Genomic DNA, 18,693 nt, shown 5'->3' with positions numbered 1-18,693 from the left:
GCCGATTGATATCGTTCAGGAGGCGGCGAGGAGGCCTGGTGACGGATCGATCGGATGAAGTGCGCGGGCGGCGCGCGCCGTCGATCATCGACGTCGCGCGCGAGGCAGGCGTCTCCGCTCAGACGGTGTCCCGCGTCGCGAACGGCATGGACATCGTCCGTCCGGCCACCCGCGACAAGGTGCTCGCCGCGATGGGACGGCTCGGATACCGTCCCAACTCCGCAGCCCGTGCGCTGAAGACCGGTCGGTTCCGCACGATCGGCGTGGTCATGTCCGGGTTGTCCAGCTTCGGCAACATGCGCACGCTCGAGGCCATCGCCAACGAGTCGGCGAAATCCGGGTACTCGCTGGCGCTGTCGCCGCTGTGGACCATCGCCCGGGCGGGGTTCTCCGGAGCCTTCGTGAGGATCGCGGAACAGGCCGTCGATGGTGTGCTCGTGGTGCTCGAGGCACACGAGATCCGCGCATCCGACCTGGTCCCTCTCGCCGGCATCCCCACGGTCGTCGTCACGGCGGGCGATGCGCATCCCTTCCCCACCATCGACATCGACCAGGCCCAGGGGGCTCGCCTGGCCACGGAGCATCTGCTCGAACTCGGCCACCGGACGGTATGGCACATCCGCGGCCCGGAGGACTCGTTCTCCGGGCACGACCGCGCCGAGTCCTGGGCCGCGACCCTGCGCGCGCATGGTCGCGTCGTCCCGCCGCTCCTCCACGGAGATTGGAGTCCGGCATCCGGTCATGCCGCCGGTCGACGGCTGGCCGACGACCCCGCCGTCACCGCCGTGTTCGCGGCCAACGACGAGATGGCGCTCGGGGCGATCCGCGCTCTGCACGATGCCGGCCGCGACGTACCCGGTTCGGTCAGCGTCGTCGGCTTCGACGACATGGAGATTTCCGCCCAGTTCCAGCCGCCGCTGACCACGATCCACCAGCCGTTCGACAGAGTCGGAACGACGGCGGTCGGCATGCTCGTCGATCAGATCGAGGGTCGCGACAGCCGCACCCCGGGTCCGGTGACGACGACGCTCGTCGTCCGAGCCAGCACCGCGCCGCCGTGCCCGCCATCCGGTCAGTCGCGCGCGGGCTCGATGCCGGGATTCGAATGCGGAAGCGACTGATGCGGCTCTGACGGCCCACCCAGCCCATCCACCCCATCCACCCCGTTCCCGTCGCACTTTGTGTCGCTTCGAGGGTCCTCGAGGCGACAGAAAGTGCGACGGGAGCGAGAGGGGCAGGGCAGAACCCGACCGGAGTGAATCCGACAGGACGGAACCCGACGTGGGCCGCCGGAGTCAGATGCCCCGGAACGCGAAGCGGAACTCGAGGTCGCCCGTCGGCAGGAGGTACCGGTCCAGCGGCCGGGCGCCCCACGAGTCGTCCCCGCCCACGCCGCGACGCATGAGCGCGGGGCGCACGATCGTGCGGTGCACGGGCGGCAGCTCGTTGGGGTGCCGGGCGCTCTCGATCTCGTCGGGCGTCCAGCTCAGGGCCGAGAACTCCATCGTCGGGTCGCCTTCGAACCGCAGCCCCGCGCCACGGGCGTCCGTCACCTCCGCCCAGCGCACCCCGGTCCGGTTGCCGGCCTCCTGCGGGCGGATGTACGGGGTGAGCATGTCGACGACCCGCCGATCGTGGACGCCCAGCCGTGCCCCCTCCTGACGGTCGATGTAGCACTCCTCGGGGCCCCGCCCGTACCACCGCACGCGGTCGTAGTCCGCCGGCATCGCGAGCATGGTCGCGAACTCCGGCATCTGCGGCATCCCCTCCGGCACGTGCATCCGCTGCGTGACCTCCACGCGCCCCGACCCGTCGATGAGATAACTGAGCTGGCAGTGCGTGGCGGGGCTCGTGGGCAGCTCGTAGCGGTAGCCGATGCGCACGCCGCGCTCCTCGACCGCCACGACGACGTCGGCCGGCTCATGGAAGCGGCTGGCCCTCCCGTAACGGCTGGCCAGCAGCCATTGGCCCTCCTCGAAGGGCCCGTTCCAGCCGCGCTCGTTGGCCGTGGGAGCGTGCCAGAAGTTCGGTGTGACGACGCCGGAGAGCAGCTCCCGCCCGCCGGTGCTCGTCTGGCCGAACTGGTAGGAGCCGAGGCCGTTGAAGATCCGGGAGAACAGCGCGTGGAAGCCCGGCCCGTGCACGCCGATGCTCAGCGTCCCCTCGACGAGACGCGGCATCGGCGCCGCCGCCCGTGCGGGCGGCTCCCCCACCTGCAGCACATGCTCGCCCCAGGCGACCTCGTGGCCCGCCGGCGCCCACGCCGTCTCCGCCCGCAGGTGCAGGGAGACGACGACGGCGTACTCACCCGGTGCGGCGGGGATCGGATGCGGCAGGGCGAAGGTCCCCGTCTCCCCCGGGGCGACGTCGGTGGGCACGACGCCGGTGGAGACGACGCGGCCCTCCCGGGCGATCGTCACGCGGGTCTCGTACGCGGCCGACGAGGTGAACAGCATCCGGTTGGTGATGGTGAAGACGGATGCCGAGACGTCGACGACGAAGCCCTGGTAGAGCCGCTTCATCTCCTGCGCCTTGGGCGTGGGCGCGTGGTCGGCGAAGAAGATGCCGTTGCCGCTGAAGTCGTGGTCGTGCGGCGCCTCGCCGCTGTCTCCGCCGTAGCCGAAGAATTCGCGGCCGTAGCGATCGGTCATCCGGACGGCCTGGTCGGCGAAGTCCCAGATGAACCCGCCCTGGAACAGCTCGTCACGGTAGGCGAGTTCGATGTAGTCGCCCACACCGCCGAAGGAGTTGCCCATCGCATGCGCGTACTCGCACAGCAGGAACGGCTTGTCGCGATTCTCCTGCAGGTATTCCGCGACCTCCGCGGCCGGAGTGTACATCCTGCTGGTGATGTCGGTGGTCTCCGGGTAGCGCGGATCCCAGTGCACCCCCTCGTAGTGCACCGGGCGGTCGTCGACCGATCGGAACCAGTCGGCGACATCGCGCAGCACGGTCCCGCCGTAGGACTCGTTGCCGCAGGACCAGATCACCACGCTCGGATGGTTCTTGTCGCGCTCGAGCATGCTGCGCGCACGGTCCAGCGCCGCCGGGCGCCACTGCTCGCTGTCGCCGGGGATCGCGGACTCCAGCGGTTCCCCGAAGTTGCGGATGCGGGTCCACGGGCCGTGCGTCTCGATGTTCGCCTCGTCGATCACGAGCAGCCCGTACTCGTCGGCGAGCGCGTAGAACGCCGAGTCGTTGGGGTAGTGGCTGGTGCGCACCGCGTTGACGCCGTGCGCCTTCAGCATCCGGATGTCGGACTCGGCGAGCTGCGGCGACGCGACCCGTCCGTCCGGTCCGAACTCGTGCCGGTTGATGCCCTTGAACACCACGCGTGCGCCGTTGAGGGAGAGCACGCCGTTCTCGATGCCGAAGCGGCGGATGCCGACGCGCTGGGGGATCACCTCGCACAGCGCACCCGTCGCGTCCCGGACCTCGATGACGAGGTCGTGCAGATGCGGGTCCTCCGGACTCCACAGCCTCGGCGCGTCCATGCGCACCGCGAGGGCGCCGTCGGAGCGGGTACTCAGGTCACCGGCGCCCTCGAGCCGGGCCGTGACCGAGCCGCCCCCGCCGACGCCCTCTCCGCCTGCCCCGGCGAGCGCGACGCGCAGCACGACCTCGGCGGAGGCCAGGTCGTCGGAGACGACCGTGGTCACGCGGATGTCCTCGGCGTGCACGGCCGCGCGCCGGCGCAGCACGACGTCGCGGAAGATCCCGGAGAAGCGGAAGAAGTCCTGGTCCTCCATCCAGGAGCCGGAGCTGTAGGTGAACACCTGCACGGCGATGCGGTTCTCACCCTCGACGAGCGCGTCGGTCAGGTCGAACTCTGCGGGGGTGAAGCTGTCGGTGCTGTACCCGATGTACCGGCCGTTCAACCAGACCGCGATGGCGCTCTCCGCGCCGTGGAACGTGACGCTCAGCCGTTCCCCCTCCCGCAGCGGATGCTCGAGAGCGAACGTGCGCACATAGGACCCGATGGGGTTGTCGAGCGCGGGTGCCTGCCCGGGTTCGAGCTCCTCCCGTCCGTCCCAGGCGTAGCCGACGTTGACGTACTGCGGGCGGTCGTACCCCTCGAGCTGCAGGTGGGAGGGCACGGGGATGTCGTCCCAGCCGGAGACGTCGGTCTGCGGCTGCTCGAATCCGGGGATCAGCTGTCCCCGGTTCCTCGCGCAGTGGAACTTCCACACGCCGCTGAGGGACTGCTCGAAGGAGCTGACCCCCGAGCGCGCCTCCTCGGGGCCGGCGAACCAGCGGTGATCCGAGTGCGCGGGCATGCGGTTCTCGGCGATGAACGTCGGGTCGTCGATGCGGGTGATGTCGAATGTCACTTGATGGCTCCGGTGATCCCCTGGGCGAACGCGCGCTGCAGGATGAAGAAGACGAGAATCGTGGGCAGCGAGGTCAGCAGCACGGCGAGCATGAGCACACCGTAGTCGGTGACGTACCCTGCCGTGAGGTTCGCGATGAGCATGGGCATGGTCTGGACGGCGTTGTCGAGGAGGATCACGCGCGGCCACAGGAAATTGTTCCACGAGGTCATGAACGTGATCACCGCCGCGGCCGCGAACGTGGATTTCATGGTCGGCACGTAGATGCGGGCGAAGATGGACAGCTCCCCGAGGCCGTCGATGCGCGCGGCCTCGATGATCTCGTGCGGGAACGACCTGGACGACTGACGGAAGAGCAGGATCAGCAGCGGTGTGGAGATCGCAGGGATGATCACGGCACCGAGCGAGTTGACCATGCCGACCCGCGCGAACAGGCGGAACAGGGGGATCATGACGGCCGCGAACGGGATCATCATCGCGAGCATGATGATCGCCATCACGATGTCCTTGCCCCGGGAATGGTATATCTCGAATCCATAGCCGGCGACGGCGCACACTGCCAGGGCGAGCACGGTGGTGCCGATCGCGATGACGGAGGAGCTGGTCATCGCCGCACCGATGTCCTGCTGCGCCACGAGCGCGGCGGCGTTGTCGAGGAGGTGACCGCCCGGCGTCAGCCGCGAAGCCAGGACGTCCTGGGTGGAGTTCGTCGCGGAGACGAGCATGAAGTACAGAGGGAAGACCGAGAACAACGCGAACACGGACAGGAACGCATATCGGGGCGCACGTCGCCAGCTCGTGCGGCGCCTCGGCGCCCGCATCATCATGTCAGTCACGCCTGTCCCCCGCTCTCATCTGGATGAACGCGAGCACCGCGACGAGGATGAGGATCACATAGGAGATCGCAGACGCGTAGCCGACATTCGGGTTCTTCAGGAACGCCAGCTCGTACAGGTAGTGCGACATCGACATCGAGGTGTAGGCGGGACCGCCCTTGGTCAGCGCCCAGGACTCGTCGAAGAGCTGGAGGGTGCCGTTGATGGACAGGATGCCGGTGAGCACGATCATCGGCCGCAGCTGCGGCATGGTGACGTACCAGAAGGTCTTGAAGGAGCCGGCTCCATCGATGCGCGCCGCCTCGAGACTGGACGGATCGATGTTCTGCAGTGCGGCGAGGAAGAAGATCATGTTGTAGCCGGTCCACCTCCACAGCAGCCCGATGATGATGACGAACCGCGCGGTCCACGGCTCGCCGAGCCAGTTCAACGGCTCCTGCATCAGCCCGATGCCCATGAGCGCGTCGTTGACCAGCCCGTCGGTGGCGAACATCGTCCGGAACACGAGCGAGTACGAGACCAGGGAGACCGCGCACGGCAGGAAGATCATCGTCCGCCACGCGGCCTTGAACCTGAGCTTCGGGTCGTTGAGCAGATTGGCCAGTACCATGGCCAGGATCAGCATGATCGGCACCTGGATGACGAGGTAGAACACCGTGTTGAACATGGTGAGCTTGAAGATCTCGTCATGCAGCAGCCGCTCGAAGTTCATCCACAACGGCTCCGCCCAGCCCAGCCGCGCGCCGCGACCTGTCTGCAGCGCCAGGACGAAGGCCTGGATCATGGGGACGAAGCTGAACAGCGTTATCAACAGCGCGGCGGGGAGCAGGAAGCCCCAGCCGGTGAGGTTCCGACGTCTGGCGGTGCTGAGCCAGGGCCCCGTCCGCGGGGTGAAGTCGGGCGGTGGACTGTCCCGACGGCGACGCCGGGCACCGTCAGAGGTCACGATCGCTTGAGTCGCCACAGTGCGCGCTCGCTTTCCTGAGGGGAGAGGGACGTGTGCGGGTTGCGGAGCCCCGGGCGGGTTCGTACGCCCGCCCGGGGCATCCGCTCAACCCATGGCGAACTCGACGTTCGCCTGCGCCTCGCCCAGGGCATCCGAGATGTCCGCGCCGTCGATGATCTTCGTCAGCGCGGCACTGACCGCGTCACGGCCCTCGTAGTAGTAGACGCCCGTGTTGTTACTGGGCACCTGTGCGCCGTACTCGACGACCTGCTGGAAGATCGGCTGACCGCCGAAGAACTCGTTGGGCTGCGCGTACACGTCGCTCTCCCCTGCAGGGATCCAGTTCGCCACCGCGCCGGACGTCGGCAGGATCGTGTCGTACAGCTCCGTGGATCCGGCGAACGTCGCCGCGAGGAAGTCCGCCGCCAGTTCGGCGTCCCCGCTCGAGCTGATCGCCCACGATGAGCCGCCGTTGGCGGAGTAGTTCGTCGCGCCGGAGACGCCGTCGAGCCTCGGCAGGTTCGTGATGCCCCAGTTCCCGGACTGATCGGTCGCGGTCTGGATGGATCCGACGATCCAGATGCCGTTGATCGTCCCGGCGACGGAGTCGTTCACGAAGGTCCCGATGTACTCGTCCCAGGAGTTCACCTCGACGAGTACGCCCGAGGTGACGAGGTCCGTGTAGACGCCGATCGCCTCGGTGAGAACATCGTTGTCGGCAATGGTGGGCTCGCCGTCCGCATCGAACAGGCTCGCGCCGGCGGACTGCAGCATCATCACCGGGAGGTCCGCCGAGCCCGCCTGCCCCGACAGCAGCGGCTTGCCGGTCTTGGCCAGGACGTCCTCGCCCTTCTCCAGATACTCGTCCCAGGTGATGTCCGTGAAGTCGTCGAGGGTGTACCCGGCCTGTTCAAGCACATCGGTGCGCAGAGCGGTGACCGCCGTGCCGGAGTCGAAGGGCACGCCGTAGTCGATGCCGTCGATCACGGAGTAGTCCGTCACCCCCTTCGGGAACTGCGCGAAGTCGATGCCGGAGTCGGAGAAGTCACTGAACAGATCGGGGTAGTTGATCGCGTTCTTCTGGAACGCATTGTTCTGCATCAAGAAGATGTCCGGCAGCTCGTCGGTCTGCTGCGACTGTGCGATGGTGGTGAGTTTGGCCTGCAGGTCCTCCCAGGGCGTCTCGACGATCTTCAGGGAGAAGTCAGGGTGACCCTTCTGGTAGATCTTCTCGGCCTCCTGCAGCGCATAGATGTTGAACGCCGGATCCCACGCCCACACCGTCAGCGTGCTGCCGTCGCTCGAGTCGGCATCACCGCTGTCTCCTCCCGAGCATGCAGTGAGGGCGAAAAGCGGAAGGATCGTCACGGCGGCCAGCGCCGCGACCTTGGTCATGCGCTTCATCGAAGCATGTCCTCTCGGTGGTTCACGTGGCCGCGGAGCGAATCTGCGGTCGTGCCGTGACGTTCGATGTCACAGGCGACACCTGAATGATCACGTAAACATTTCCAATCGAGCAAGGGCCGTTACGTGATCGTGACCTGCCGCGCGCAGGGAAGCTCGGTCCGATCCCCTGCGCCTCCCCGCGTTCCGGCGAGCGAACGGCACGGATCAATGGTTATAGTGATAAGAGATTTTCTCAGCCTGGAGACCCGTCACCACAGCAGCATCACACCACCGGAGCCGCGCAGACAGGAGCGCACCATCGATGATGCCCTCCACCCACCGCCGCGCAGTGTTCCGCAGCGCATTCCTCTTGAGCGGCATCACGCTGTTCGCCTTCTCGCTGCGCACAGCCGTCGCCTCCCTCTCCCCCCTGCTCCACCTCATCCAGCGGGATCTCACCGTGCCCGCGACGGTCATCGGTGTCATCGGGGCGAGCCCCATGGTGTGCTACGCGGCATTCGGGATCATGACCCCCGCCTGGACGCGGCGATTCGGACTCGAACGGATGACGGTCGCCGTCCTCGGCGTGACGACGCTCGGACTGACCCTGCGCGCGTGCGCCCCCGACGCGCCGACTCTGCTCGCCACCACCGTGTTGATCTTCGCCGCGCTCGGCACGGGGAACATCCTGACTCCTGCACTGGCCAAACGGTACTTCCCCCGGCATATCGGCACAGTGACGACGATGTACGCCACGATGCTGTCGATCTCGACCTTCCTGCCGCCGGGGGTCGCGGTTCCGCTCGCTGACGCTGCCGGCTGGCGATTCTCAATCGGAGTGTGGGCCGTGTTCGCCCTGCTCGCGCTGATCCCCTGGGTATGGCAGCTCATCGCACAGCGGGGCGAGAATGCCGACGCGATCGCAGACGTCGTCAGCTCGCGGCCCCTGCGCAGGCTGGGGCGCCTGCGCGTCACCTGGGCCATCACCCTCGGGTTCACCATCTCATCAGCCATCGCCTATACGGGCTTCAGCTGGCTGCCGACGATCCTGATCGACCGCGCAGGGGTCACGCCTGACGCCGCCGGTGCACTCCTGGCCCTCTTCGGTCTCGTCAGCCTGCCCTGCTCCCTGGTGGTCCCGCTTCTCGTGGCGAGAATGCGGGCGGAACGGGTGCTCTTCGTCGGCTCCTGCGCACCGAGTGCGCTGGGATGCCTGGGCCTGCTTCTCGCGCCGAGCGCTGCACCTTGGCTCTGGACGGCGCTACTGGGCCTCGGCCCACCGCTCCTGTTCTCCACCACCATGGCCCTCTTCGGCATCCGCACTCGCGCTCACCCGACCTCAGTCGCACTGAGCAGCTTCGTACAGAGCTTCGGCTATGGGAGCGCCGCCGTGTTTCCCCTGATCGCCGGCATCCTGCACGACATGACGGGCCATTGGGACTCGACGATCTGGATCCTCGCCGCCGCTTCCGTACTCGCCATTCCAGCAGGTATCGCACTGGGCAGACAGGAAACCCTGGAGGAGCAGTGGGAGCGACGGCACGGCCCCTGGGACTCCCCCCAGTGAAGCCCGCACCGTTCTCTCTGCGACCGGGCTCGGCATCCGCCCGCCCTGGCGAGCCCTTGCGCTCCCCCCATGGGGCAAATACCATGATTTCTATAATCATGGATTAGGTGAGCCAGCGTCGGCTCATCCGCAGAGGAGACATCAATGAAGAGGCTCGAGGGGCGCATCGCCCTGATAACCGCAGCCGGCTCAGGCATGGGCCGAGCAGGCGCACTGCGTTTCGCCCAGGAGGGTGCCCACGTCATCGTCAGCGACCTCGATGGCGCGGCCGCGGAGAAAGTCGTCGCCGAGATCTCGGCCTCAGGTGGATCGGCGACGGCCCGCCAGCTCGACGTGAGCGATCTGAACGCTCTGAAAGACGTCTTCGACCAGATCGAGCAGGACCACGGCCTCCTCCACGTGCTCTACAACCACGCGGGCGTCCCCGGTGCCGCCGGGCTGGAGGTCTCGCCCGAGCAGTACGCGAAGACGATGGACATCAACCTGCGCAGCGCCTTCTTCGCCACACAGTACGCGGTCCCGCTGCTGCGCAAGGCCGCGCCCCATGCATCCATCATCTTCACCTCCTCCACCTCGGGAATGGTCGGATCACCCTTCAGCCCGCTGTATTCTCTGGCGAAGGGCGGCATCACCATCTTCATGAAGGCCGTTGCGAAGCGACTGGGGCCGGACGGGATCCGCTCGAATGCGCTGCTCCCCGCGATGATCGAGACCCCCATGCTGTCTCAGTTCTTCGGGCGCGAGCCCGGTGCCGACATCGAGGAGGCCAAGAGCGCCTTCGCGCAGAACGTCCCCCTCGGCCGTGCCGGATCTCCGGATGAAGTCGCCGCTGCGGCCGCCTTCCTGGCCAGTGACGACGCCAGCTGGATCACCGGCACGGCTCTTCCCCTGGACGGGGGGCTCCTGGCATGAGCACCATTCCCGCCCTGACATCCCTCGACAGGCTGAGCTCCGCGGCCCGCGAACTGATCTCCGGGCCCATGAACTGGATCGGTGGAGAGTGGGAGGACGGTCAGTCCGAGCACACGAACACCATCTGGAACCCGTCGACCGGCGAAGTCCTGCACACGGCACCCCATGCCACCCCGAGTCAGGCGGAGCGGGCGGTCATCGCCGCCCGGCGAGCCTTCGATGAGGGGCCCTGGGGGCGGACCTCCCCTGCCGAAAGGTCAGCGGTCCTCCAGCGGCTCGCCGACCTGCTCGAATCGCACTTCGATGCGCTCGTCGAGATCATCATCGCCGAGGTGGGCACCCCGATCGCACTCGCGCGTGCGATGCAGGTGGCCATGCCCATCGAGAACGTGCGCTGGGCGGCCGGAATGGCTCTCAAGGGACCCATGGGCGGCTATGAGCAGCCCCTCGCGCCGGATCTGCACACACCTCCGTCGAGTTCCGTGCTGCAGCGGGTTCCCGCCGGGGTGGTCGCGGGGATCACCGGGTACAACTTCCCGATCAACTCGGTGGTGTGGAAGCTGGGCCCCGGACTCGCGGCCGGCTGCACCCTCGTGTTCAAGTCATCCGAGCGGACGCCGCTGTCGACTCGGGCTCTGATGAAGCTCACGGAGATGGCCGGCGTCCCAGCCGGCGTGGTGAACTTCGTATCGGGCCTCGGCGACGTCGGAGAGGTCATCACGACACACGCCGCCGTGGACATGGTGATGTTCACCGGATCCCTGAAAGTCGGCAAGGCCATCCAACGGGCCGCCGCCGACACCGTCAAGAAGACCATCCTCGAGCTCGGCGGGAAATCGGCGAACATCCTCCTTCCGAGCATCACAGACTTCGACTCCGTGGTTCAGCCCTCCATCATGCGCTTCGCACGCAACTCCGGACAGGGGTGCGGCTCCACCACTCGCATGCTCGTTCCCCGTTCGCAGTACGATGACTTCGCCGCGAGCGTCCAGCGCTTCGTCTCCGGACTCTCCGTGGGGGTGCCGTGGGAGGAGTCCAACGACCTCGGCCCGCTCATCCGAGAAGAGCAGCGCGAGTTCGTCGCGGGGTTCGTCGACCGCGCTGTCGATCAGGGAGCCGAGATCATCGCAGGAGGCGGCTACACCGACGGGCTGAGCGGGTACTTCTACAATCCGACCGTCGTGGGAGGAGTCGATAACACCTGGGAGATATCGCGCGAGGAGCTGTTCGGCCCGGTCGGCGTCCTCATCCCGTACGACAGTGTGGAGGATGCGATCGGCATCGCCCACGATTCGCCGTACGGATTGCACGCCGCGGTGTACGGGGATCCCGCCGAGGCGCTGGAGCTGGCATCGCGAATACGAGCCGGATCCGTGTCGATCAACGGCGGGGGCTACATGCGCCCGGACGGCCCGTGGGGCGGTTTCAAGCTCTCCGGATACGGCAGGGAGATGGGTGAGGACGGCTTCCAGGAGTTCTTCCAGGTGAAGCACATCCAGTGGCCGATCCGCTAGACGGCGGAAAGGAGGGGTTCGGGACGAGGCCTTGTCGGTCTTGCCCCGAACCCCTTCTCATCGCTCAGACCAGCTCCACGATCTGCGCCTTGAGCGGTCCGTCGGCAGTCGCCGAGGCAGGACGGATGTTCCTCCCGCTGTTCAACGTGATCTTCGCCGCCATGAAATCCACCGGGGAGTTGATGCAGTCCGCGCCGAGGAGCATCTCTCCGCGGTAATAGAGCACGGTGAACTTGTCGGATTCCGGGTCCCCTCGAACGATGGCATCGTCATACCCGGCGTTGAGACCGACCATCTGGAGTCGGAGATCCCCTTGATTCGACCAGAACCACGGAACGGCGCAATACGGCTGCGGGGATCCGAGAATCGTCGATGCCGCGCTGCGCGCCTGCTCGATCGCGGTGTTCACACCTTCGAACCGCATGCGCCTCATCGCGTCGGCCGTACGCGCGAACGGATTCGGCACATTCGCGACGTCGCCGATGGCGATCGTCCGACCGTCCGAGGCCAGCATGTGCTGGTCGACCACGATCCCGTTGTCGACAGCCAGGCCGAGCTGCTCTGCCAATCCGGTGCGCGGGATGACTCCGATCCCCACGACGACGATGTCCGCCGGTACATGCGTTCCGTCCGCGAGCTCCACCGACTCGACCTTTCCGTCATTGCCGTGGAATCCCGCAAGCTGAACCCCGAGCTCGACCCGCGTGCCGCGCGCGCGGTGCGCCTGCAGGAACCACGAACTCGTCAGCTCTCCCACCGCACGACCGATGATGCGCGGCGCCGCCTCCAGCACCGTGACGTTCAGACCCCGCTTCCTTCCCGCGGACGCCACCTCGAGACCGATGAAACCACCGCCGATCACGACGAGATCCCGCGCGCTGTCCAGCGCCTCCTTCACCCGACCGGCATCCTCTGCGTCCCGCAGCACCAGGATCCCGTCCAGGTCGGCACCGGGGAGCCGGAGTCGACGGGGCTCGGCCCCCGTGGCGATGACGAGTCGATCGTACGAGCGCTCGACGCCATCCGATCCCACGGCGACACCTCCGCTGCCCTGCCGTCGCACCGACGTCACCGCCGAACCGAGCACGAGGTCGATCTGCTGCGCACGGTAATAGGTCTCCTGACGGAAGCGCAGACCGTGGACCTGCACCTCGCCGGACAGATAGTCCTTCGACAGCGGCGGCCGCTGATAGGGCTCGTGCGGCGCAGCGTCGATCAGCGTGATCGGCTCCTCGTATCCGCCGTCCCGCAGAGACACAGCGAGCTGGACCCCCGCCTGTGACGCGCCGACGACGACTGTCCCGGCGCCCATCACATCTGCGTTTCAGGAGTGGTCACGCGAACCGCGCAGTCCTCGCGCAACACGAGTTGACATGACAGGCGCGAGTTCGGCTCGCGGTCCACCGCAGTCGTATCGAGCATCTCATCCTCCACCTCGGAGATCGGATCGAAGAGCGCCAGGTCCTTCTCATCGACGAAGACGTGACAGGTCGAGCAGGACATCGACCCTCCGCACTCCGCGACGATCGTCGACAGGCCGTTCCTCACCGCGACCGCCATCACCGAATCGCCCGCTTCACCCTCGAACGTCATCTCCTCGCCCGAGGCTGAGACGTAGGTCACCTGTGCTGACATGGTGACTCTCCTTTCGTCAATCCGTCTTCCGAGCCGGAGGATCCCAGATGCCGCGGATCACGAGTGGGTCGAGCACCGTTCCCTCCGGATAGGCATTGTTGAAGTAGTGCTCCGCTCCCGGAGCCAGACTGGCCGGCACCTCGAGACCACCCCCGCGAGCGCGACGAGGGGTGTCGAGATCTGCGATGACGACGCGCTCGGCGGCCGCGTCCTCGACGGTGAGCACTGCTCCGTCCTCATCCGCATGAAGCTGCGGGTCGGCGATCCTCAATTGGAGCATCCCCCGATAGGCGCGGAAGCGCACGTCCCCGGCGAAGCAGAGTGTGCCGATGCCCGTGCGCGCATCGAATCGCCGGTGGTCCCGCACGGGGAAGAGGAAGCCCTCGGGGACCTCCAGAGCCCCTGAAGTCACGGACATCGCCCCGTCGGAGAGACTCGCCACATAGGACAGAAAGCTGGCCTTGACGGCCCACCGGAGGCCCGGCGCGTCGGCGGCCTCGGCCATCGCAGCGTTCTCTCAGTCCCGCTCGAGCTCGCTGAGCGACTCATTCGGATAGACCTTTTCGCCCGGTGTGAATCTGGCCGGCACACTCAGGTACCCGGTGTTCACGCCCTGCGCGCTGAAGCGCACCGTGCGCTCGAGGTCCACCGTGTAGTCCGGCATCCGCTCGATGATCTTGGAGAGGATCGTACGGGCCATCGGACGAGCCAGGTGCGAGCCCGCGCAACGGTGACTGCCCACGCCGAACGCGAGGTGACGATTCGGAGAGCGCGTGATGTCGACGTCATCGGGGCTGTCGCCCGCATCCGCACCGTCACGGTTGGCGGACGCCCAAGCGAGCAGAGCACGATCGCCTCGTCTCATCTTCACACCGTGGAACTCCGTGTCGGCCATGACTGTCCGTGAGAGAGCCTGAGTGGGACTGAACACGCGCAGGAACTCCTCCAGCGCCGTCTGCATCATCTCGGGGTTCTTCCGCAGCAGCTCCCTCTGGTCGGGATGCTCCGAGAGCCAGACCAGTGCCTGACCGGTGAGCGACGCGGTCGTTCCGACCCCGCCGGAGATGAGCAGCTCGATCATGCCGAAGGCCTCTTCGTCGGTCATCTCGCGACCGTCGATCTTCTGATTGACGACGAAGCTGATGCCGTCCTCCCTCGGCTCCCTCCGCCGCTCTGCGATGGTCCTCTTCACCTGTGCGGTGAGATAGGGGAGTTCTTCCTCGATGGCGTGTCGATATCCCTCGCTGCCGACCGGCTCCGCGAGCAGAGCCCGATGGAACATCGCATGCCTGCGCCAGTCCTTCAATGGGGCGCCGAGCCACGTGATCGTCACGATCGCCGGCACACCGGTGAGCGTGGAGAAGTCCGCCTCACCGGACTCGATGAGCTCATCGATGAACATGTCCACGTACTTCTCGATCATCGGCATGAGCGTGGACACCCGCCTCGGAGTGATCAGCTTGTTCATGATCGAGCGGTACTTCTGAGACTCCGGCGGATCGAGTTCGATCGGAAGATGGATGTGCATCGGCTTCTGCGGCAGCGTGATCGCCTGCCCCGTCACGCCCAGGTCTTCATGCCGCGCCGAGCTGAACAGATCATCGTCGCGCGCTGCGTCGAACACAGGGTCGTATCCGCTGAGGACCCAGTATCCGCCCCAGGCCTCTGTCCACGCGACAGGAGCCTTGTCGCGCAGCGCCCTATAGCTGGCGACGGTGTCCGCACTGTGCTCGGGTGAGTTGTGATCGAAATCGACCATCGGTTCGCGAACGCCGGTGTTCATCGTGATAACTCCACTCCATCGTGTCACCGGGAAGCAGCTTCAATGCCTCGCCTTGGGTGTTGCATCTAGCATAACATTTATCATAGTCTTGCACAGGACGGAGCTTCAGACTCCGCGTAAATCTCGCAGGTTGATCTCAATGCTGAGGAGAATCCCATGCAGGTGCGTGTCGATCAGAAGGTGTGCCAAGGTCACGGAGTGTGCCTGATGATGGCGCCCGGGATCTTCGATATCGATGACGAGACGGGCCTGTCCTACGTCATGAAGCAGCCCGTGACCGAAGAAGAGCGCAGAGCGGCCCTGGCTGCTCGCGGCAACTGTCCGGAGCGAGCGATACGGATCATCGACGACGACGCGGAGTCCCCGTAGGGCAACGAGGATTCCTGAGGCGGCACGGTACTCCCGTACCGGCGCGGCGTCGCCCCTGAAGGGAGGTCGCGAGGCGGCGGCACTGCTGTCGCGGAGTTCCCGAGGATGCCGGCACCGCGCGCACATCACTCCAGGGCGGTGTCTCCCAACACGGCGTGAACCGCGTGCAGGCTCGCCTCCGCGGCGACGCCTGTCCACGTGATCGAGCCACGGGTCATGACCGAGACATCATCTGCGATCCGCAGTGCGGCCTCGGCGTTCTGCTCCACCATGAGGACCGCCACGCCGGAGTCAGCGATGCTGCGAGCGCCGTCCATCACGGTCTGCACGATGGACGGCGCCAATCCCATCGACGGCTCGTCCATCAGCATCACTCGCGGCTTCGACATCAGCGCGCGCCCGAAAGCGAGCATCTGCTGCTCACCACCGCTGAGCAGGCCCGCCATGCCCTTGCGTCGTTCGCCGAGTATCGGGAACTGCTCGTACACCTCGCCGATAGCACGGCTGACGTCGCGACGAGACGCACGGTAGCCCCCGAGGCGCAGGTTCTCCTCCACGGTGAGCGGCGCGAAGATCTTGCGCCCTTCGGGCACGAGGACGACACCGCGACGCACCATCGCATGCGCACGTTTCCCCCTCATCTCCTCGCCATCGACGACGATGGAGCCGCTCTCCCCGTGCAGGAAACCGGCAGCCGTGCGCAGCGTGCTGGACTTGCCCGCGCCGTTGGCGCCGAGGACGAGCGCCACTCGGCCCGCGGCTGCCACGAGCGACACTCCGCGCACCGCGCGCACCGCGCCGTAGTGCACTTCCAGGTCATTGATCTCGAGCATCATCGCCCCCTCCCAGGTACGACTCGCGTACGCGCTTGTCAGCGATCACATCCGCCGGAGAGCCTTCGGCGATCAACTGACCGGTGTTCATCGCGAAGATGTAATCGCACGTGTCCACCATCATCTGCACATCGTGCTCGACGATGAACTGGGTCAGGCCCTCGCCCTTCAGAGACAGCATCAGCTCACTGACCTCATCCCGTTCATGCCTGTTCATGCCGGCTGTCGGTTCATCGAGAAGAAGCAGCCGAGGCCTCGTCACGATCGCTCTGGCGATCTCGACGCGGCGCTGGATGCCGTATGACAGCTCACTCGGATACCGGCGTGCCACGTCGTGCAGCGCGAGACGCGTGAGCACGTGCTCGACCCTCTGCTCGATCTCCCTGCGAGGTACCGACCCCACCGCATCGTGTCCGAGCCTGATGTTATCGCGCACGGTGCGATCGTCGAGCAGACGCACCGTCTGGAAGCTGCGCGCGACACCGAGGTGCGGTACGCGATGCGGTGGATTGCGGTCGAAACGCGTACCGTCGAGCATCATCGTCCCGCTCACGAGCGGTACCAGTCTGCTGATCGCTCCGAAGAGCGTCGACTTGCCCGACCCGTTCGCACCGATGATCCCGTAGATGAGCCCTTCGTGCAGCGTCATGGACACGCCGTCGACCGCCTTCACCCCGCCGAAGTGGACGGCGACGTCGTGAATCTCCAGGATCGGAGCGCGTTCATCCTGCACAGGCGCGGTGCTCATGAGTCGACCCCGTCTCTGACGAGCCCTCGAGAGTCGGGCCGATCACGCACGGCCCGAATCGATGGGAGAGCCGCCGTCTCGAACGTCCGCGGTTCTCTCGATATCCGCACGCGCAGCCTTCTGATGAGCATCTTGATGACCCCATGGGCGCCATCGGGCATGAAGACGGCGGCGAGCACGACGATCGTCCCGTAGATCAGATCCTCCCACTGCCCCACGAACGCGACCCACGTCGGCAGCCAGACGAAGACGACGGCCCCGATCAGCACTCCCACCCAGGATCCGATACCGCCGACGATGATCACCGTCAGCGCCAGTACGATCAGGCCGAAGTTCACCTCCGCGGGGCTGATCGCCGTGCGGCGAAGGGTCGTGATCGCACCCGCCAGTCCGCCGATCGCCCCGGACGCCAGGAACGCCATCAATCGGTACCGGGAGACATGAATGCCCATGGCGGCCGCCAGGGAAGGGTCTTCACGCACAGCGTCGGCTCGACGCCCTCGGCTCCCCGTCTCGAAATAGGACACGACGAGGACGACGCCGACGACGATCAACAGGATCTGTGGGACGTCGATCGTGCCGACCGCACCGAACAGTCCGGCCGCGCCTCCGGTCAGAGAACCGCCGTTGACCGCCAGCACGGAGATGATCAGAGTGAACGCCAGCGTCGCCATTCCGAGATACAGTCCACTCAGTCGTTGCACGATCACTCCGAGGATGTACGTGGCCACCGCGGCCACGACGACCCCGAGGAGTATCGCCGGATAGGTCGGCCAGCCGAGATGAACCATGGCGATCGCAGCCGTGTATCCCCCGATGCCGAATGCTCCGATTCCGGCGAAGGAGAACACACCGAGCCGGATCGGGATCTGCAGGCTCAGCGCCAGCAGAGTCGTTGTCAGCGTCGTCTGGATGAGGATGACGTTGGACGCGAACCAGCCGGTCATGCGCGACGCACCTCCTTCCGTCCGAAGAGCCCCTGGGGCCTGAAGAGCAGGATGAGGAAGATCAGCCCGAAGGAGACCGCATCGACCCAGGTCCCCTGCCCCAGGATCGTCATGAGCATCTCAGCGCCGGCCAGGACGTACGCTCCGATCACCGCGCCTCCCATCGATCCGAGTCCACCGAGCACGATCATCGCGAATGCCTTGATGAGCAGCGTGTCTCCGGATTCCGGCGCCATCGCAGACAGCTGGAAGGCGAGAAGTCCGCCCGCCAGACCGGCGAGCGCGCCCGCGACGGCCATCGTCCCCAGGGCGAGCAGTTCGCGATGCACACCCATGCCCTCGGCGGTCTCCGCGTCCGTGCCGATGGCTCTGAGCGCGAGGCCCTGCTTCGACCGCCGGATCCAGAGCGTGAGGCCGATCCCGATCGTCAGACCGACGATGATGACGATCAACGACGTCGAGCTCAGTCGCACACCGCCGATCGAGAACACAGTGGCCTCGTATGAACTCCTGATCGCGAATGGTGCACTGTTGGTCACTCGCTCCGCGATCGCGAGCGGAATCGCGGCCACACCGATACCGCCGAGGATTATCCGCAGCTCAGCCGAGGAATGCGATCGCGCTCTCCTGACGATCGGCTGAAAGACGAGCAGCTGAGTCAACAGGGAGATGGCCGCACCGATGAGAGCCGCCAGCAGGAGCACCCCGATCATCGACAGCTCGACAGCTCCGGTGATCAGATAGACCACGAACACTGAGAACATGAACGTCGCCCCGTGGGCGAAGTTCAGGATGCCGATCGTGCCCCACGCGAGCGCCATGCCGAGCGCGAAGAGAAGATAGATCGAACCGAGCGTGGCGGTGTTGAGGAGCTCCTGCATGGCGA

The 18,693-nt window shown here is 66.4% G+C and carries 17 protein-coding genes; 5 read left to right on the top strand and 12 right to left on the bottom strand.

Going from position 1 to position 18,693, the window contains the following annotated elements:
- Window positions 1–38 precede the first annotated feature (38 nt).
- Window positions 39–1,121, top strand: a complete 1,083-nt coding sequence (locus ABD770_RS07955) for a LacI family DNA-binding transcriptional regulator (protein ID WP_344819000.1) — start codon at window positions 39–41, stop codon at window positions 1,119–1,121.
- A gap of 174 nt (window positions 1,122–1,295) precedes the next feature.
- Here the strand turns inward: ABD770_RS07955 and lacZ are convergent, their stop codons facing one another.
- The 4 genes from lacZ to ABD770_RS07935 all read right to left on the bottom strand — a co-directional run bounded on the left by lacZ (window position 1,296) and on the right by ABD770_RS07935 (window position 7,517).
- Complete coding sequence (gene lacZ, locus ABD770_RS07950; RefSeq protein WP_344818998.1) at window positions 1,296–4,331, bottom strand: beta-galactosidase, LacZ type; 3,036 nt, start codon at window positions 4,329–4,331, stop codon at window positions 1,296–1,298.
- Entirely contained in the window at window positions 4,328–5,158 is an 831-nt protein-coding gene (locus ABD770_RS07945) for a carbohydrate ABC transporter permease (RefSeq protein ID WP_344819889.1), read from the bottom strand. The genes lacZ and ABD770_RS07945 overlap by 4 nt, the downstream gene beginning before the upstream one ends.
- A gap of 1 nt (window position 5,159) precedes the next feature.
- Window positions 5,160–6,113 (bottom strand): carbohydrate ABC transporter permease, encoded by a 954-nt coding sequence (locus ABD770_RS07940; protein WP_344818997.1) that lies wholly within the window; start codon window positions 6,111–6,113, stop codon window positions 5,160–5,162.
- A 105-nt stretch (window positions 6,114–6,218) separates the two neighbouring features.
- On the bottom strand, window positions 6,219–7,517 hold the full coding sequence (locus ABD770_RS07935) for an ABC transporter substrate-binding protein (protein ID WP_344818996.1): 1,299 nt from the start codon (window positions 7,515–7,517) through the stop codon (window positions 6,219–6,221).
- A gap of 352 nt (window positions 7,518–7,869) precedes the next feature.
- Between ABD770_RS07935 and ABD770_RS07930 the strand changes: the two genes are divergently transcribed.
- The 3 genes from ABD770_RS07930 to ABD770_RS07920 all read left to right on the top strand — a co-directional run bounded on the left by ABD770_RS07930 (window position 7,870) and on the right by ABD770_RS07920 (window position 11,492).
- Entirely contained in the window at window positions 7,870–9,066 is a 1,197-nt protein-coding gene (locus tag ABD770_RS07930; protein WP_344818995.1) for an MFS transporter, read from the top strand.
- Window positions 9,067–9,210: 144 nt separating this feature from the next.
- On the top strand, window positions 9,211–9,978 hold the full coding sequence (locus ABD770_RS07925) for an SDR family NAD(P)-dependent oxidoreductase (protein ID WP_344818994.1): 768 nt from the start codon (window positions 9,211–9,213) through the stop codon (window positions 9,976–9,978).
- Window positions 9,975–11,492 carry an aldehyde dehydrogenase family protein gene (locus ABD770_RS07920; protein WP_344818993.1) on the top strand — a complete coding sequence of 506 codons (1,518 nt, stop codon included), beginning with the start codon at window positions 9,975–9,977 and terminating at the stop codon, window positions 11,490–11,492. Before ABD770_RS07925 ends, ABD770_RS07920 begins: the two co-directional genes overlap by 4 nt.
- 64 nt (window positions 11,493–11,556) lie before the next feature.
- Here the strand turns inward: ABD770_RS07920 and ABD770_RS07915 are convergent, their stop codons facing one another.
- The 4 genes from ABD770_RS07915 to ABD770_RS07900 are packed head-to-tail and all read right to left on the bottom strand — an operon-like array spanning window position 11,557 to window position 14,910.
- On the bottom strand, window positions 11,557–12,804 hold the full coding sequence (locus ABD770_RS07915; RefSeq protein WP_344818992.1) for an NAD(P)/FAD-dependent oxidoreductase: 1,248 nt from the start codon (window positions 12,802–12,804) through the stop codon (window positions 11,557–11,559).
- On the bottom strand, window positions 12,804–13,127 hold the full coding sequence (locus ABD770_RS07910; protein ID WP_344818991.1) for a 2Fe-2S iron-sulfur cluster-binding protein: 324 nt from the start codon (window positions 13,125–13,127) through the stop codon (window positions 12,804–12,806). Before ABD770_RS07910 ends, ABD770_RS07915 begins: the two co-directional genes overlap by 1 nt.
- 16 nt (window positions 13,128–13,143) lie before the next feature.
- On the bottom strand, window positions 13,144–13,632 hold the full coding sequence (locus tag ABD770_RS07905) for an HtaA domain-containing protein (protein ID WP_344818990.1): 489 nt from the start codon (window positions 13,630–13,632) through the stop codon (window positions 13,144–13,146).
- 12 nt (window positions 13,633–13,644) lie between these two features.
- Window positions 13,645–14,910 (bottom strand): cytochrome P450, encoded by a 1,266-nt coding sequence (locus ABD770_RS07900; protein WP_344818989.1) that lies wholly within the window; start codon window positions 14,908–14,910, stop codon window positions 13,645–13,647.
- A 156-nt stretch (window positions 14,911–15,066) separates the two neighbouring features.
- On the opposite strand from ABD770_RS07900, the gene ABD770_RS07895 reads away from it, so the two are divergent.
- Entirely contained in the window at window positions 15,067–15,279 is a 213-nt protein-coding gene (locus tag ABD770_RS07895; RefSeq protein WP_344818988.1) for a ferredoxin, read from the top strand.
- 125 nt (window positions 15,280–15,404) lie between these two features.
- Here the strand turns inward: ABD770_RS07895 and ABD770_RS07890 are convergent, their stop codons facing one another.
- The 4 genes from ABD770_RS07890 to ABD770_RS07875 are packed head-to-tail and all read right to left on the bottom strand — an operon-like array spanning window position 15,405 to window position 18,688.
- On the bottom strand, window positions 15,405–16,115 hold the full coding sequence (locus ABD770_RS07890; RefSeq protein WP_344818987.1) for an ABC transporter ATP-binding protein: 711 nt from the start codon (window positions 16,113–16,115) through the stop codon (window positions 15,405–15,407).
- On the bottom strand, window positions 16,096–16,860 hold the full coding sequence (locus tag ABD770_RS07885; protein ID WP_344818986.1) for an ABC transporter ATP-binding protein: 765 nt from the start codon (window positions 16,858–16,860) through the stop codon (window positions 16,096–16,098). Before ABD770_RS07885 ends, ABD770_RS07890 begins: the two co-directional genes overlap by 20 nt.
- Window positions 16,857–17,807 carry a branched-chain amino acid ABC transporter permease gene (locus ABD770_RS07880; RefSeq protein ID WP_344818985.1) on the bottom strand — a complete coding sequence of 317 codons (951 nt, stop codon included), beginning with the start codon at window positions 17,805–17,807 and terminating at the stop codon, window positions 16,857–16,859. Before ABD770_RS07880 ends, ABD770_RS07885 begins: the two co-directional genes overlap by 4 nt.
- A complete protein-coding gene (locus ABD770_RS07875) occupies window positions 17,804–18,688 on the bottom strand; it encodes a branched-chain amino acid ABC transporter permease (protein WP_344818983.1) in 885 nt (294 codons plus the stop codon). Before ABD770_RS07875 ends, ABD770_RS07880 begins: the two co-directional genes overlap by 4 nt.
- Window positions 18,689–18,693 lie beyond the last annotated feature (5 nt).

The organism is Microbacterium soli, assembly GCF_039539005.1.
Lineage (GTDB): Bacteria > Actinomycetota > Actinomycetes > Actinomycetales > Microbacteriaceae > Microbacterium > Microbacterium soli.
This window is presented reverse-complemented; position numbering and strand designations above follow the sequence as displayed.

Excerpts from the sequence above, each read along its gene's own strand:
- ABD770_RS07935 (WP_344818996.1), bottom strand. The coding sequence starts at position 7,517 with ATGAAGCGCATGACCAAGGTCGCGGCGCTGGCCGCCGTGACGATCCTT.
- ABD770_RS07920 (WP_344818993.1), top strand. The coding sequence starts at position 9,975 with ATGAGCACCATTCCCGCCCTGACATCCCTCGACAGGCTGAGCTCCGCG.
- ABD770_RS07880 (WP_344818985.1), bottom strand. The coding sequence starts at position 17,807 with ATGACCGGCTGGTTCGCGTCCAACGTCATCCTCATCCAGACGACGCTG.
- ABD770_RS07915 (WP_344818992.1), bottom strand. The coding sequence starts at position 12,804 with ATGGGCGCCGGGACAGTCGTCGTCGGCGCGTCACAGGCGGGGGTCCAG.
- ABD770_RS07925 (WP_344818994.1), top strand. The coding sequence starts at position 9,211 with ATGAAGAGGCTCGAGGGGCGCATCGCCCTGATAACCGCAGCCGGCTCA.
- ABD770_RS07910 (WP_344818991.1), bottom strand. The coding sequence starts at position 13,127 with ATGTCAGCACAGGTGACCTACGTCTCAGCCTCGGGCGAGGAGATGACG.
- ABD770_RS07900 (WP_344818989.1), bottom strand. The coding sequence starts at position 14,910 with ATGAACACCGGCGTTCGCGAACCGATGGTCGATTTCGATCACAACTCA.
- ABD770_RS07945 (WP_344819889.1), bottom strand. The coding sequence starts at position 5,158 with ATGATGATGCGGGCGCCGAGGCGCCGCACGAGCTGGCGACGTGCGCCC.
- ABD770_RS07905 (WP_344818990.1), bottom strand. The coding sequence starts at position 13,632 with ATGGCCGAGGCCGCCGACGCGCCGGGCCTCCGGTGGGCCGTCAAGGCC.
- ABD770_RS07890 (WP_344818987.1), bottom strand. The coding sequence starts at position 16,115 with ATGATGCTCGAGATCAATGACCTGGAAGTGCACTACGGCGCGGTGCGC.
- ABD770_RS07885 (WP_344818986.1), bottom strand. The coding sequence starts at position 16,860 with ATGAGCACCGCGCCTGTGCAGGATGAACGCGCTCCGATCCTGGAGATT.
- ABD770_RS07875 (WP_344818983.1), bottom strand. The coding sequence starts at position 18,688 with ATGCAGGAGCTCCTCAACACCGCCACGCTCGGTTCGATCTATCTTCTC.
- ABD770_RS07895 (WP_344818988.1), top strand. The coding sequence starts at position 15,067 with ATGCAGGTGCGTGTCGATCAGAAGGTGTGCCAAGGTCACGGAGTGTGC.